This is a genomic window from Donghicola sp. XS_ASV15, from assembly GCF_041224595.1.
In the GTDB taxonomy this organism is placed as follows: Bacteria; Pseudomonadota; Alphaproteobacteria; order Rhodobacterales; family Rhodobacteraceae; genus Donghicola.
The window spans coordinates 126,715-141,085 of record NZ_JBGFGN010000129.1 but is presented as its reverse complement, the minus strand read 5'-3'; the positions used below and the strand labels follow the sequence as shown (position 1 = coordinate 141,085).

General features: G+C 57.2%; 12 protein-coding genes. 8 read left to right on the top strand and 4 right to left on the bottom strand.

Features of this window, described 5'->3' with window-relative positions; genetic code table 11:
* Positions 1-90 precede the first annotated feature (90 nt).
* Positions 91-915, top strand: a complete 825-nt coding sequence (locus AB9K37_RS09020; RefSeq protein WP_369837424.1) for an ABC transporter permease — start codon at positions 91-93, stop codon at positions 913-915.
* On the opposite strand, the gene AB9K37_RS09015 is transcribed toward AB9K37_RS09020, so the two are convergent.
* Positions 912-1,523 carry an alpha-ketoglutarate-dependent dioxygenase AlkB gene (locus AB9K37_RS09015; RefSeq protein WP_369837421.1) on the bottom strand — a complete coding sequence of 204 codons (612 nt, stop codon included), beginning with the start codon at positions 1,521-1,523 and terminating at the stop codon, positions 912-914. The genes AB9K37_RS09020 and AB9K37_RS09015 overlap by 4 nt on opposite strands.
* A 188-nt stretch (positions 1,524-1,711) precedes the next feature.
* Here AB9K37_RS09015 and dnaK point away from each other — a divergent pair, with 188 nt between their 5' ends.
* The 3 genes from dnaK (at position 1,712) to radC (ending at position 5,699) form a co-directional block, all read left to right on the top strand.
* Positions 1,712-3,637 (top strand): molecular chaperone DnaK, encoded by a 1,926-nt coding sequence (dnaK, locus tag AB9K37_RS09010; RefSeq protein WP_369837419.1) that lies wholly within the window; start codon positions 1,712-1,714, stop codon positions 3,635-3,637.
* Between the two features lie 76 nt (positions 3,638-3,713).
* Entirely contained in the window at positions 3,714-4,865 is a 1,152-nt protein-coding gene (dnaJ, locus tag AB9K37_RS09005; RefSeq protein ID WP_369837417.1) for a molecular chaperone DnaJ, read from the top strand.
* A gap of 84 nt (positions 4,866-4,949) precedes the next feature.
* The gene (radC, locus tag AB9K37_RS09000; RefSeq protein WP_369837414.1) at positions 4,950-5,699 is read left to right on the top strand and encodes a DNA repair protein RadC; all 750 of its coding nucleotides are present in this window, start codon (positions 4,950-4,952) and stop codon (positions 5,697-5,699) included.
* Here radC and AB9K37_RS08995 read toward each other — a convergent pair.
* The 3 genes from AB9K37_RS08995 to secA form a co-directional block, all read right to left on the bottom strand.
* Positions 5,671-7,248: a substrate-binding domain-containing protein gene (locus tag AB9K37_RS08995; protein ID WP_369837411.1), complete on the bottom strand. Its 1,578-nt coding sequence runs from the start codon at positions 7,246-7,248 to the stop codon at positions 5,671-5,673. The genes radC and AB9K37_RS08995 overlap by 29 nt on opposite strands.
* Positions 7,249-7,268: 20 nt before the next feature.
* Positions 7,269-8,207 (bottom strand): translocase, encoded by a 939-nt coding sequence (locus AB9K37_RS08990; protein ID WP_369837408.1) that lies wholly within the window; start codon positions 8,205-8,207, stop codon positions 7,269-7,271.
* 361 nt (positions 8,208-8,568) lie between these two features.
* Complete coding sequence (gene secA, locus AB9K37_RS08985; RefSeq protein ID WP_369837406.1) at positions 8,569-11,271, bottom strand: preprotein translocase subunit SecA; 2,703 nt, start codon at positions 11,269-11,271, stop codon at positions 8,569-8,571.
* A 171-nt stretch (positions 11,272-11,442) separates the two neighbouring features.
* Between secA and AB9K37_RS08980 the strand changes: the two genes are divergently transcribed.
* From AB9K37_RS08980 to AB9K37_RS08965, 4 genes are all read left to right on the top strand, one after another.
* Positions 11,443-12,291 carry a peptidylprolyl isomerase gene (locus tag AB9K37_RS08980; protein WP_369837403.1) on the top strand — a complete coding sequence of 283 codons (849 nt, stop codon included), beginning with the start codon at positions 11,443-11,445 and terminating at the stop codon, positions 12,289-12,291.
* Complete coding sequence (gene argJ / locus AB9K37_RS08975) at positions 12,292-13,518, top strand: bifunctional glutamate N-acetyltransferase/amino-acid acetyltransferase ArgJ (protein ID WP_369837401.1); 1,227 nt, start codon at positions 12,292-12,294, stop codon at positions 13,516-13,518.
* On the top strand, positions 13,515-13,919 hold the full coding sequence (mutT, locus tag AB9K37_RS08970) for an 8-oxo-dGTP diphosphatase MutT (RefSeq protein ID WP_369837398.1): 405 nt from the start codon (positions 13,515-13,517) through the stop codon (positions 13,917-13,919). The genes argJ and mutT overlap by 4 nt, the downstream gene beginning before the upstream one ends.
* A 194-nt stretch (positions 13,920-14,113) precedes the next feature.
* A complete protein-coding gene (locus AB9K37_RS08965; RefSeq protein ID WP_369837395.1) occupies positions 14,114-14,245 on the top strand; it encodes a hypothetical protein in 132 nt (43 codons plus the stop codon).
* Positions 14,246-14,371: the final 126 nt, after the last annotated feature.

Sequence of the window (14,371 nt, the reverse complement as noted above, 5' to 3'; positions counted from 1 at the left end):
TTCAATGTACGGCTTTCTCTTATCCTGCTTGGAAAGGGAGCATCAAGAATTCCCTGCTATTCCTTGGCGCAAGATGTGAAAGACAGCGGCATGATCGGGCAGACGCAACCATACCAAAGCTCTTGGCGCAAAGCCCTGTCCATGGCGGATGTGATTTATCACACTGCGGTGCGTGACGTGCGCAAGACCCACAGCAATGCCTTGTTCGCAATTCTGGTGAACATGTTGCAGCTGGTGGTCATGGTGGCGTCTTTCTACCTGTTCTTTGTCATTCTGGGCATAAGGCAATCCGCCATCCGCGGTGACTTTCTGCTTTACATGATGTCCGGCATTTTCCTGTTCATGTGCCACATCAAAGCCGTAAGTGCCGTGACAAGCTCGGAGGGGCCTGCCTCTCCTATGATGAAACATGCGCCGATGACGACGATCATCTCGATTCTCGCATCGCTTCTCGGAGCACTGTATATTCAGGTGATCTCGCTGCTCACCGTGCTCTTTCTGTATCATGTGATCGTAAACCCGATCGAAATCCAGGATCCCGTCGGCGCAATGGGGATGCTACTGTTGGCATTCTTCACAGGAGCGGCGGTCGGAATGTGCCTTGTGGCTCTGAAACCCTGGGCACCGCAGCTTTCGTCAATCCTGACTCAGATTTATCAGCGCGCAAACATGATCGCCTCGGGCAAGATGTTTGTGGCCAATACTCTGCCGACATTCATGCTCAAGATGTTCGACTGGAACCCGCTGTTCCACGCCATCGACCAAGCGCGCGGTTTCATTTTTATCAATTACAACCCGCACAACAGCTCGATCATTTATCCAATCGTCGTCGGTCTGATTTTGCTGGTGATCGGACTTATGGGCGAATTTTTTACCCGCAAGCACGCCTCTGCCAGCTGGAGTGCGCGGCGCTAAGTCACAACACGCAATGTCAGGTTCACGCGTCCACCGTTGGGCATGAGCCTGCTCGACTTCGGGCGGCTTTTATCAACCCCGTGAAATGCCAGACGGGACGCCCCCTGCAGAACCGCAATATCTCCGGATTTGAGCCAGACCGACCGCGTAGGATCCCTACGGTTTTGACCTCCGACGCGAAAGCGCGCCTCATCTCCGAGAGAAATCGACAGGACCGGCTGAGTCAGATCCGCTTCGTCTTTGTCTTGGTGCAAGCCCATTTTGGCTTCGGGCGCGTACCAATTCACCAGACAACACTCTGGCATGCGGTCGGAATGTGAGTATTTTTCCCAAAGCAAAAAGAGTGAGGGCGGGATGGGTGGCCACGGCTTGCCCGAGGGATGACGCGCCTCGTAGCGATAGCCCTTGCGGTCAGACACCCAGCCATATTCACCGGCGGCACTCATTCTGACCGACAGGGGTCGCTCCGTTGGGGTCACCGGCTGGAACAATGGCGCCGCGCGCAGAATACCCCGGATATCTTCGAGTAGCACGGCCTGAGCTTCGGCATCCAAGGCACCTTGGATAATCCGCACTCCGTTCAGCTCCAGCTCCTGCGAAAATGCCATTCTTTCGGTCGCCTTATTCTGTTGAGGCAAATTTGTCACACAAAGCGCTTGCGCAACGCTTGCAGGGTTCGAATGTGCTTCTTATATACGCCGAGAACCGGAGCGGGCGAGCCTGCTCCTGACATCGGGCAAGGGTGCCACAAAGGGCCTGAGCCTGGAACATCGCCTAAGTTATGAGGGATACAAACATGTCGAAAGTCATCGGGATCGACCTCGGGACCACCAACAGCTGCGTCGCAATCATGGACGGCCAGCAGCCCCGCGTTATCGAAAACTCCGAAGGTGCACGTACCACGCCGTCGATCGTTGCGTTCGCAGAAGACGAGCGTCTGGTCGGCCAGCCTGCGAAACGTCAGGCCGTCACCAACCCTGACAACACGATCTTTGCCGTCAAGCGTCTCATCGGTCGCCGGTTCGACGACGCGGACATCGCAAAGGACAAGAAAAACCTGCCCTACAACGTTGTGAACGGCGGCAACGGCGACGCATGGGTCGAAGCCCGTGACGAAAAGTTCAGCCCCGCGCAAATTTCGGCTCTGATCCTGAAGAAGATGAAGGAAACCGCCGAAGGTTATCTGGGTGATGAAGTGACCAAGGCCGTGATTACCGTGCCTGCCTACTTCAACGACGCTCAGCGTCAGGCCACCAAAGACGCCGGCAAGATCGCTGGCCTTGAGGTTCTGCGCATTATCAACGAGCCGACCGCCGCTGCACTGGCCTACGGTCTGGACAAGAAAGATAGCAAAACCATCGCGGTCTATGACCTCGGCGGCGGTACCTTCGACGTCACCATTCTGGAAATCGACGATGGCCTGTTCGAAGTGAAGTCGACCAACGGCGACACCTTCCTCGGTGGTGAAGACTTCGACATGCGCATCGTGTCCTATCTGGCGGACGAGTTCAAAAAAGAGCACGGCGTTGACCTGACGTCGGACAAGATGGCCCTGCAGCGTCTGAAAGAAGCTGCTGAAAAAGCCAAGATCGAACTCTCGAGCGCAACCCAAACCGAAATCAACCAGCCGTTCATCTCGATGGGTTCGAACGGTCAGCCCTTGCACATGGTCATGAAACTGACCCGTGCGAAGCTGGAATCGCTGGTTGGCGATCTGGTCAAAGGTTCGCTGAAGCCCTGTGCGGCTGCTCTTAAAGACGCCGGCCTGACCGTGAACGACATCGACGAAGTCGTTCTGGTTGGTGGCCAGACCCGTATGCCCAAGGTCTTTGAAGAAGTAACCAAGTTCTTCGGCAAAGAGCCCCACAAGGGTGTGAACCCTGACGAAGTTGTCGCCATGGGTGCGGCTATTCAGGCTGGCGTTCTGCAAGGCGACGTCAAGGACGTGGTTCTGCTGGACGTGACCCCGCTGTCGCTGGGTATCGAGACTCTGGGTGGCGTATTCACCCGCCTGATCGACCGCAACACCACCATCCCGACCAAGAAGTCGCAGATTTTCTCGACCGCCGAGGACAACCAGTCGGCCGTGACCATCCGCGTCTTCCAAGGTGAGCGTGAAATGGCTGCGGACAACAAGATGCTGGGTCAATTCAACCTCGAAGAGATCCCGCCCGCACCCCGCGGTCTGCCCCAGATCGAAGTGACCTTCGACATCGACGCCAACGGCATCGTGTCGGTGGGCGCATCGGACAAAGGCACCGGCAAAGAGCAGAAGATCACCATCCAAGCATCGGGCGGTCTGGACGACTCCGAGATCGAGCGCATGGTCAAGGAAGCCGAGGAAAATGCCGAGGCCGACAAGCAGCGCCGTGAACTGGTCGACGCCAAAAACCAGGCAGAGAGCCTGATCCATTCGACCGAAAAAGCCGTCGAAGAGCACGGTGACAAGGTTGATCCTTCGACTGTCGAAGCCATCGAACTGGCGATCGCAGCTCTGAAGGACGAGCTGGAGAAGGAAGACGCCGGCAAGATCAAGTCGGGCATCCAGAACGTGACCGAAGCGTCCATGCGTCTGGGTGAGGCCATCTACAAAGCCAGCCAAGAAGGCGGCGAAGGTGAGTCTGCTGACTTTGACGGCGGCGAGTCCGACTCGAACAACTCGGATGACGATGGCATCGTTGACGCCGACTTCGAGGACCTTGGCAACGACAAGCGTTCGTAAGGTCTGAAGTTACGGAACCTCTGGGGCCGGTCCGTTGACGGGCCGGCCTTGCACGTTCCAGAAAGGGGGAAATCCCATGGCGAAACGAGATTACTACGAAGTCCTCGGTGTCTCGAAAGGCGCTTCGGCCGACGAGCTGAAAAAAGCGTATCGGACCAAAGCCAAAGAGCTGCACCCGGACCGGAACTCTGACAACCCTAACGCCGAGTCCCAGTTCAAAGAGGTCAACGAGGCATATGACTGCCTCAAAGACCCTGAGAAGAAGGCAGCCTATGACCGTTATGGCCACGCCGCCTTTGATGGTGGCATGGGCGGCCCTCGTGGGGGAGGCGCAGGCTATCAGGGACAAGGCGATTTTGCCTCGGCCTTCTCGGATGTGTTTGACGACCTATTCGGCGACTTCATGGGCGGACGCGGGGGCGGCGGTGGCCGGTCTCGGGCAGCTCGAGGTGCCGACTTGCGCTACAACCTGCGCATCACACTGGAAGAGGCTTATGCGGGGATGGCGAAAACCATCAACGTACCCTCTTCAGTGCAGTGCGACGGTTGTGACGGATCAGGTGCCGAAGGCGGCGCAGAGCCGACCACATGTCCCACCTGTTCGGGCATGGGCAAGGTCCGCGCGCAACAAGGCTTCTTCACTGTCGAACGCACTTGTCCGACTTGTGGCGGCCTAGGCCAGATCATTAAGAATCCCTGCAAGAAGTGCGGTGGGTCTGGGCGAACCGAACGCGAGCGCTCCTTGTCGGTGAACATTCCGTCTGGCGTCGAAACCGGCACTCGCATCCGTCTCGCAGGCGAAGGCGAAGCTGGCATGCGCGGCGGGCCTGCGGGGGATCTGTACATCTTTATCGATGTTCAAGAGCACCCGATTTTCCAGCGCGAGTCGGTGAACCTGCACTGTCGCGTGCCTGTCTCTGTGACCTCTGCCGCTCTGGGTGGTGACATCGAAGTCCCCACCATCGACGGCGGCCGCAGCCGGGTCAAGATCCCAGCGGGCAGCCAATCGGGCCGTCAGATGCGCTTGCGTGGCAAGGGGATGCCCCCGCTGCGCGGCTCGGGTCACGGCGATATGTTCATCGAATTGGCCGTCGAAACACCGGTCAATCTGACCTCCAAGCAGAAAGAACTGCTGCGGGAGTTTGAGAAGCTATCCGAGGATAACAACCCAGAATCCAAGAGCTTCTTTGGTTCGGTCAAAGACTTCTGGGACAGCATGAAAGGCTGATCCAGCAACGCCCGCCCTCATCGGCGGGCGTTTTCGTTTCCACGTTATGGCTTTGTTAATCCCAGAAAGCTCAGACTGAGTTCCATGGCACAAGGCAATGCGTTTCAAGAATCGATGACCCTGTTTGATCAGGACGAAGTGGCGAGCACAGGGGCGACTCAGCCCTCTTATATTCGCGATCACAGACGCAGGCTGCGGGATCGGTTTCTTGCTGGGGGTGCCGCTGCCATTCCTGACTATGAATTATTAGAATTGGTGTTGTTTCGTGCCATCCCTCGGCAGGATGTTAAGCCTTTGGCCCGCCGGCTTCTGGACAGGTTTGGTGACTTCAATCATGTCATCTCGGCTCCCTCAGAGCATCTGAAGGAGATCAAGGGCGTCGGCGATGCTGTCGTCCTAGAACTGAAAATTGTCGAAGCAGCGGCGCATCGGCTCGCGCGTTCCAAGGTTATCCAGCGGCCCCTTCTAAGCAGTTGGCAAGCATTGATCGACTACTGCCACACCGCCATGGCGCACAGAGAGACTGAGCAGTTTCGCGTTCTTTATCTGGATCGTAAGAACGTTCTGATTGCGGATGAAGAGCAGGCCAAAGGTACCGTGGACCACGTTCCAGTTTACCCCCGCGAGGTAATGAAACGCGCGCTCCAGCTGAATGCCAGTGCGTTGATCTTGGTGCACAACCATCCGTCCGGTGACCCCTCACCCAGCGAGTCCGATCTACGGGTGACTGAACAGATCGACCGAGCTGCGCAAGTTCTGGGACTTACGCTCCACGATCACATTATCATCGGCAAAAGCTGCGAGCTTAGTTTCCGATCTGAGGGCTATCTGTGATCGGCTCGAGTTGAGGTTTGACCCAAACTTCGACACGGCGGTTCACAAACCGACCCCAATCGCTGTTGTCACAGGCCAGAGGCATCGCCTCGCCATAGCCAACTGCCGCGAACATCGTTTGCTCTGCGCCCCCTTCGGTCGCTGCCATCACCGCCTGCATAACCGCATCAGCCCGTTCCACGGAAAGAGCCTCATTCGCGTCTGCAGGCCCCTGCCCGTCGCTAAAGCCAACGAACATCAGGCTCTCGCCGTCGAACCGTCCACCGGCGATCGTTTGCGCCAAAAGCTCGACGTTCGACCGAGATTGCGCGTCCAAGCGCGACGATCCGGCCTCAAACCGAAAAGAAGTCGTCAGGCGGCTCCCTGCGTCAAGCTCTGCCACCATCTTTTGCAGACCGGTCAGGGAAACGTCGTCGCTCGCATGTAGAATAGCGTTTACCAGTCTCTCTCCTTGATCGGCCAACGCGCTCATCTCTGGCAATTGGTCGATATAACCGGCCGTTCGTACAACAGACTGCGCACTCTCACTCGATAAGAACGCCATGAATTCCCGCCCGATTTTTGGAAGCCGGCGCGCGGGGCGGTACAAGAACATTGGAGCGGTCAGCGGATATTCCTCGGCCTTCACGCTCTGCCGTGTGGCACGTAGGGTCACGCCGCACCCGCCGCGGATCGCGAGTGTCTGCGCGGATGTCGCGCTGGAAATTCCGCTGAGCCCTAGCGCGAACGGATCGCGCCGCACCGCCTCAAGCAAATCAGACAGCGAGCCGTGGAATGTCGCATCTGCCGCGAGCTTTGGGACCAAAGCGCCAATCGCTTGGCCGAAACCCATTTCCGGCGAGGGGAGATGCAGGTTAATCCGCGCATCCGGACCGCCAACATGAGACCAATCCGTGATGTCCCCTGTCAATATACCCCGGATCTGGTCCATGGGCAGGGCGGTCACCGCCGCGTCATCAGGCGTGATCGGCAAAATCGCATCCAGAGCAATGACTTGCCCGTAGCGCCCCTGGCTCAGATCACCAAGCCCCGCGGAACGCGCCAGAGCAAGCTCCTGACGCGTCATTGCCCGCGACGCCAAAACCATATCAGCACCGCCATCTAGCAAGCGTGACAGCCCTGCCCCCGTCGTTTCTGCGATCATTTCAAAACGCGCCAACGTCCGGCCTTGGGCGTCATTGAGCCGCGCCAAGCTACCATTCGAAGTCTCTGTAACCTCAAACTCTAGGTCATTTGCGTCAGCAAACCCCTGCAGCAACGCGGGCCATAAGCCACTGATCAAATCCGCGGTGCCGGCGACCCGCAGATCCGCCACATAATCAGTCAAGTTCGGACAAGCTGGCCCTTCGCAAAGGACGCCAGAGGAGTCGACCGTCAGCTCACCATAAGGTGTATCGATCCGGTAGAATTGACCATCGAAGCCCAGAAACGTGCCATCCAGGCGAATCGCTTTGTCATGCGAGACAAGCGAAATGTCCTGAGCAATTACAGATGAACCGAGTAAAAACAGATATGCGGCGAAGATCGCCGCACGTCTAAAAACCAACATCGCTGTGGACCGCCTAACTGTTACCGTGCGGCAATTTTCAGGTCATCTAACACATTTTGCAACACCAGAAGCTCCCCCACGGCATCGCATTCTGGGACTGAAATTAGAACGTCCTGCACGCGGACGCGGCCTGACCCGTTGGTCTGCAAAATCTGCGCGTTCACATCTTGTGCACAGTTTCCGGTCGTGACCTCGGCTTCAACACTCAAAAGCACATCACCGGAGTTATCAGACGTCAGCGAGGGGAAAGTATACACCTCTGCCAGACGCGCTTGCGGCAGGTTCGAGTTGCCCAATTCGATTAGCATCCCGCCTTTGCCTTGTGCCGCGATACTTGTGTTGCGGGCTGCATCGCGCCAGACATGGCCGGGACCGCTGTAATCTTCGGAGAATTCGCGGGCGTGCAACTCTAGGCCAGACTGTCCCTGCCACTGCACAACCGCCCGATCATAAAAGATAAAGCTGCTCACGTCAGTGGCTGCGACTGCCACATCGGCGCCCCCGAAATCGGCCATAAACAGCGCATTTTCAGAGAGCGCTGGAACGTCCAGAGACAGCGCTCCATTGTCATCTGTCGTCTCGGTGAACATCAACCCGTTGTGGTGGATCGTTACCGCGGTATTGGCGTGACAGGGTGCTTTGACGTCGACTGAGACCATTGCTGCCGCAGCCGGATTAGCGGTCATAGTGATCTCGCATTTGTTCTCGGGTGCCGAGATTGCATTCGCCATAGAGAGCACTGGATCAGGCTGGGAAGACACCTCTCGCACGTCGTGCAACACTTCTAGCGGGATCGCGGCGAGTTGAACGTACTCTGGGTCAATCGGCAGGATCGGTGCAGCACCTGACGGCGCAGACGATACCAAGATGATAGAACCGTATTGCATAGCGCCGCCGATCCCCAGCGCAATTGCGCCAAGCGCGACTGCATACATGTAACGTGATGTCGAGCCGGTCATGTCGATCCCCGATGTGTCTAACTGCTTCTTCGCACAAGTATCCGCGGCAAAATGGGCGGAGTTATGGCTGAATAGCGGAGTCTCTCCGACCCATTTGTGTAAATACAGATTTGATATGACGAATGTTAACATAAAAATGACGGGCGCACCACTTTAGGTACACCCGACAAAGTGTTTCCGCCATTTGAGAAATGCTCGAACGCGGTTCTCTACAAAGCCACCAGCAAGTATGACCCTGCACGAGATCGTTCGAGCTTAGCGTGCCATCGAATTCTATTCGACCGGACCGGTTGGATGGAAAAAAGAAGGGGCGCCCTTTGGCACCCCAAAAACCTTCGCATTCTATCTCGCTTGGATCGGCTCAGAAACGGCCGTGGCAGTGCTTGAACTTCTCGCCCGAACCGCAGGGACACGGATCGTTCCGGCCGGGATCGCCCCAAGTCGACGGATCTTTTTCGTCGAACCCTGCGACCAACGGCGTGGCTGCAGGCGATTCGGCTTCTTCCTGCGCTTTCTGCACCGGAGCGTCCAGCGCTTCGCGTTGTGCCTGCATCTGCTTGAGCAGCATTTCTTGCTGCTCTTTGGACAGCGGCTGGATACGAGCGAGAGTTTTCGTCACCTCGGTCCGTAGAGAGCCCAGTAGACCTTCGAACAGCTGGAATGCTTCGGTCTTGTATTCGTTCAGCGGGTCACGCTGTGCATAGCCTCGGAAGCCGACAACAGATCGCAGGTGTTCCAGTGTCAGCAGGTGCTCCCGCCATTTGGTGTCGATGGTCTGCAGCAGAACCTGCTTTTCGATTTGGCGCATGGCTTCTGGACCAAAAGAGGCGCCTTTCTCTGCCATGTACTCGTCGCTGGCGTTCTGGATGCGCTCTTCAATATCGTCGTTGTCGACGCCCTCTTCATCCGCCCATGCCACGATCGGCATGTCCTGATTCAAGGTTTCGATGATCGCGGCCTGCAACCCTTCGGTGTTCCACTGATCCGCATAGGATTTCGGCGGCATGAACTCTTCGACCAGATCTTCAATGACCTGATAGCGCATGTCTTGCACGATCTCGGACAGATCCTGCGCTTCCATGATTTCGCGGCGCTGCGAGAAGATGACCTTTCGCTGGTCGTTCATCACGTCGTCGAATTTCAACAGCTGCTTGCGGATGTCGAAGTTGCGACCTTCGACCTTGGCCTGAGCACGCTCCAGCGACTTGTTCACCCAAGGGTGCACGATCGCCTCGCCCTCTTTCATGCCAAGGGTCGACAGAACCTTGTCCAAACGTTCAGAGCCGAAGATGCGCATCAGGTCGTCTTCGAGCGACAGGAAGAACGCCGAGCGGCCCGGGTCACCCTGACGGCCCGAACGGCCACGCAACTGGTTGTCGATGCGGCGGCTTTCGTGACGTTCCGTCGCCAGAACGAACAGACCGCCTGCGGCTTTCACAGCCTCTTCATCAGCCTTGTGGCTTTCTTCGATTTGAGTGCGCAGAGCATCGGGGTCAGCATCAGGATTGGCCTCAATAGCTTCCATGATCTTGATCTCGACGTTGCCGCCCAATTTGATGTCGGTCCCGCGGCCCGCCATGTTCGTCGCGATGGTCACAGCACCCAGCTTACCGGCATCCGCAACGATCTGTGCTTCTTGCTCGTGCTGGCGCGCGTTCAGAACATTGTGCGGGACACCTGCCTGCTGCAGCAGAGCCGACAGCATTTCCGACTTCTCGATTGATGTGGTGCCGACCAGAACGGGCTGACCGCCCTCGTGGGCTTTCTGGATTTCTTCGACAATCGCGGCGTATTTCTCTTGGGCGGTGCGGTAGACGGCGTCGTCCTCGTCAATACGGGCGATGGGGCGGTTGGTCGGCACTTCAACCACACCCAAGTTATAGATTTCCATAAATTCGTCCGCTTCGGTCAGCGCGGTACCGGTCATGCCGCCGAGCTTGTCGTAGAGACGGAAGTAGTTCTGGAAAGTCACGCTGGCCAAAGTGACGTTCTCGGGCTGGATCTTGCAGCCTTCCTTCGCCTCAATCGCTTGGTGCAGACCGTCAGACAGACGGCGACCTGCCATCATACGGCCGGTGAATTCGTCGATCAAAACGACTTCGCCATTGCGGACGATGTAGTCCTTGTCCTTGGTGAACAGCTTGTGAGCGCGCAGGCCCTGGTTCACGTGGTGGACGATGGTGGTGCTTTCCGGATCGTACAGCGACTGGCCTTCGGGCAAGAGACCCATCTGAAGCAGACGCTGTTCAAGGAATTCGTTGCCCTCGTCGGTATAGGTGACGTTGCGGGTCTTTTCGTCGAGCGAATAGTGCTCTTCGGTCAGCTCTGGGATCACCTTGTCCAACGACAGATACATGTCGCTGCGGTCCTGCGCGGGACCAGAGATGATCAGCGGCGTCCGCGCTTCGTCGATCAGGATCGAGTCAACTTCGTCCACAATCGCGAAATAATGGTCACGCTGCGCGATCTGGTTCAGCTCGGACTTCATGTTGTCGCGCAGATAGTCGAAGCCAAGCTCGTTGTTCGTCGCGTAGGTGACGTCACAGGCATAAGCCTCGCGCTTTTCGGGCTCGGGCTGCTGCGGGTAGACAACGCCGGTGGTCATACCCAGTGCGGCGAACACCTTGCTCATCCACGCAGCGTCGCGGCGGGCCAGATAGTCGTTGACCGTCACGATATGGACACCGCGCCCAACTAGCGCGTTCAGATAGGCAGGGAAGGTCGCGACCAGCGTCTTGCCTTCACCCGTTTTCATCTCTGCAATGTTACCTTGGTGCAGGAACATCCCGCCCATCAGCTGCACATCATGGGCCCACAGACCCAGAGCGCGGCGCGCTGCCTCGCGGCAGTTGGCAAATGCTTCGGGTAGGACATCATCGAGGCTTTCACCACCTGCGACGCGCTCCTTCAGGCTCGCGGTTTTCTCGATCAGCTGTGCATCGCTGAGGGCCTGATATTCGTCGGCCAGGGCGTTGATCTGGTTTATAACCGGACGCGTTGCCTTGATCTTTCGGTCGTTCGGGGTGCCAAAGACTTTTTTGGCCAGAGTTCCGATACCGAGCATACTTTCCCCGCTTCCTAACGTTTTCGTGCGAGGCATCCGCTTGCTGCGCTGGGACCTAATCCCTAAAAAGATGGCGCGGCAGCCGCTACAGGCCCCAAGGCGATGTAAGTGGCTGTACCCACAGTGTCAACGTTGCGCACCAGCGCAGGTAACCCGAAGGACCCGATTTTCATGCGTTCACTCAAAACTCTGTCTGCCGCTGTCTTTGCGATGGGCATCGGCATGTCCGCCTCAGCGCAGGACGCTCCGACCGCTGATACCGTACTCGCAACCGTCAACGGCAAAGAGATTACGCTGGGTCACGTGCTGGTCGCGCGCACGACGCTGCCCCAGCAATACCAACAACTGCCAGCCGATGTGCTGTTCAGCGGTCTGCTTGACCAGCTGATCCAGCAGCAGGTTCTGTCGGACACCCTGACCGAGAAACCCATGCGCGTCGAACTAGCGCTGGAAAACGAAGCCCGCGCTCTTGTTGCGGCCGAAGTGATCGAAGGCATTGCCACTGACGCCGTCACCGACGAGGCGCTTCAGGCGGCCTATGACGCGAAATATTCCGAAGCCGGCGGCGAGACTGAGTTCAACGCGAACCACATTCTGGTCGAAAGCGAAGACGAAGCCAAAGCAATCATCGAAGAGATCAACAGCGGCGCAGATTTCGAAGAAGTGGCCAAAGAGAAGTCCACCGGTCCTTCGGGCCCGAGCGGCGGCGCTCTGGGTTGGTTTGGCGCAGGCATGATGGTCCCCGAATTCGAAGCCGCGGTCATGGACCTAGAGGCTGGTGCGATCTCGGCGGCTCCTGTCCAGACCCAATTCGGCTGGCACGTGATCAAGCTGAACGAAACCCGCGAAAAAGAAGCGCCTTCGCTGGACGAAGTCCGCGAAGAGCTGGCTGGCCAGATTCAGACCGCCGCCGTCGAAGAGCAGGTTGCAGCGCTCACCGATAAAGCGGATGTTGAGCGCAAAACCGCAGAAGACTTCGATCCTGCGGTTATCAACCAAATGGATCTTTTGGAGCAATAAATGGCCAAATACGCCCGTTCGCCTCTGGCCCCCGAGGCCTTTCCCGAACTGCCCGTCATCAAGGGTGCGCGTTTCGCGAGCCACGCAGCGGGCGTAAAATACCAAGGCCGAACCGATGTGATGATGGTCGCGCTGGACGCAGGCAGCAGCATTGCTGGCGTCTTCACAAAATCATCCACACGGTCCGCTCCGGTATTGGACTGCCAAGAGAAAATCGGCGGTGCCACAGACGAAGGCGCCGTCATTCTGGTGAACGCGGGTAACTCGAATGCCTTTACCGGCAAGGCGGGTGTTGAGTCTGTCCAAGCGATCACCACCTCTGTCTCCGACCTGATGGAGACCCCGATTTCCCGCGTGTTCACCTCCTCGACCGGTGTCATTGGCGAGCCGATGAAGCACGACCGCATCATCGCCGCGCTAGAGACCCTGAAGGGCAAGCTGGACGAGAACGGGCTCGAAGACGCGGCCCACGCGATCATGACCACCGACACCTACCCCAAGGGCGCCTGCGCGACCTTTGAGGTGGACGGAAAGACAGTGAACATCGCGGGCATCGCCAAAGGTTCGGGCATGATCGCGCCCGATATGGCGACCATGCTGGTCTACATCTTTACCGACGCCAAGATCGACCAAGCCGATCTGCAGGCACTGGTCAGCGCATTCACAGACAGCACCTTCAACTGCATCACAGTGGACAGCGACACCTCGACCTCTGACACGCTTCTGATGGCGGCGACAGGTGCCTCTGGCGCGACTGTGAGCCACGACACTAAGGCGTTCCGCGATGCTCTGCATGACGTGATGCTGGACCTGTCGCACCAAGTGGTGCGCGACGGCGAAGGTGCACAGAAATTCGTGACCATCAACGTCACAGGCGCGCGCAACAATGCGCAGGCCAAAGTGCACGCGATGGCGGTCGCGAACTCGCCGCTGGTGAAAACCGCCATCGCTGGCGAAGACCCGAACTGGGGCCGCGTCGTCATGGCCATCGGCAAGTCCGGCGCCGAAGCCGACCGTGATCTGTTGACTATCCGCTTTGGCGATATCCTCGTTGCGGAAAAAGGTTGGGTCAGCCCTGACTACAAAGAAGAGCAAGGCGCAGCGGTCATGAAAGAGCAGGAGATCACGATTAACGTTGATCTCGGCCTCGCGGACGGGTCTTCGACCGTGTGGACCTGTGACCTGACTCACACCTACATCGAAATCAACGCGGACTATCGCTCGTGACCAACAAGATTATTCTGGTTTCCGCCGTCGCGCTCATCGATCCTGATGGGCGCGTTCTGCTGGCTCAGCGTCCCGAGGGAAAATCCATGGCCGGTCTGTGGGAATTTCCCGGTGGCAAGGTGGAACAAGACGAATCACCCGAGGACGCACTCGTCCGTGAATTGCACGAAGAACTGGGAATCGAGACCTGGAATAGCTGTCTCGCGCCCCTCACGTTTGCGTCACACGCCTATCCTGACTTTCATTTGCTGATGCCATTGTTCGCCTGCCGGAAATGGGAGGGTGTTCCGGTACCCCGCGAAGGTCAGCAACTTGCTTGGGCACATGCACGGGATTTGCGCAGTTACCCTATGCCTCCGGCTGATATTCCGCTCATACCCGTTTTGAGAGAGTGGCTATAAACCATTTTTTAACCATCTGCCTGTCATTCTGGCTACAGAATTGAGATTGTGCACTCGCAGAAACATCATAAAGTATAGTCAAGAACTATCCGAATACTAACACATGGAAATCTTTTTCATGACGATTTTATGATGCTTTTTAGTGCGAGGTCGCTTATAAAGTGAGTATGCAATGTCTGGCGGAGGATGATGACATGCTGCGCACTATCACTCTCGGAACATCTGTTTCGGTTCAAGGACTATATGTACGTGATCTGGCCGATGGTCGTATTCTCGTACGCGTGGACAATCGCGAGATTGCTGGTCGTCCCGCAACTTACAAATAACAAGACTTACCACCACTCACACTTTTTAGAGACCCTTCGGGGTCTCTTTTTTATTTCAACCATTGCGATAGCGGAAAAAAGAAAAGCGGCCCCGAAGGGCCGCTGAGATTTCTTGGATCGTGTCTC